This is a genomic window from Nonomuraea rhodomycinica (assembly GCF_013363995.1).
GTDB classification, from domain to species: domain Bacteria; phylum Actinomycetota; class Actinomycetes; order Streptosporangiales; family Streptosporangiaceae; genus Nonomuraea; species Nonomuraea rhodomycinica.
This window is the reverse complement of the sequence record NZ_JABWGO010000057.1, coordinates 1-300: the sequence shown is the minus strand read 5'-3', so window position 1 is coordinate 300 and position 300 is coordinate 1. Positions and strand designations below refer to the sequence as shown.

Below are 300 nucleotides of genomic sequence, written 5' to 3'. Positions count from 1 at the left end.
GGGCCCATCCCGGACACAACTGGCGAACCGCAGGTCAGTGATGCCAGCACTCGACAGATCAACAGAGAAGTCACCGTGGTGACGCCGTGCCAGCACTGTGGGGCGCCGATCGAGCAGCGGCGGGGGAGAGGCCGTCCCAAGGCGTACTGTCCCGAGGGCGACTGCCAGGCCGCCGCCCAGCGGGAAAGAGAGCTGCGTCGTGCCACCCCGGGGCGGGAGGGGGCACTGGCCAGGGCGGAGCAGCTGTACGAGCGGATGGAGAGCGGGCTCGCCGCCGCCATCGAGCCGCTCGCGCACGCG

Annotated in this window: 1 pseudogene; it reads left to right on the top strand. The window is 71.7% G+C overall.

The features are described 5' to 3' along the window. Positions 1 to 75: 75 nt before the first annotated feature. Positions 76 to 300, top strand: a pseudogene (locus HT134_RS44405) (hypothetical protein); the annotation flags it as partial.